General features: G+C 65.4%; 1 protein-coding gene. It reads left to right on the top strand.

The features are described from left to right. Window positions 1-283 (top strand): cbb3-type cytochrome c oxidase subunit I (locus tag ACK4S7_RS13155; RefSeq protein ID WP_409647707.1); only part of this gene is annotated, 283 nt, incomplete at both ends.

Below are 283 nucleotides of genomic sequence, written 5' to 3'. Positions count from 1 at the left end.
GGTCTACATCATCTTCCTGCCGGCGGCGGGGGCGATGTCGACCTTAATCCCGGCGGTCGCCCAGACCAAGCTGGTCGGCTATCGGCTGGTGGTGCTGGCCATGCTGGCGACGGGCTTCATCAGCTTCGGCGTCTGGGCGCACCACATGTTCACCACGGGCATGCCGCAGATTTCGATCAACTATTTCAGCGCCGCCTCCATGGCCGTCAGCGTGCCGGCGGGGGTGCAGGTCTTCGCCTGGATCGCCACCCTGGCGGCGGGAAAAATGCGGTTCAACACGCCC

The organism is Sphingorhabdus sp., assembly GCF_046292425.1.
GTDB lineage: Bacteria > Pseudomonadota > Alphaproteobacteria > Sphingomonadales > Sphingomonadaceae > Sphingorhabdus_B.
This window is presented reverse-complemented; position numbering and strand designations above follow the sequence as displayed.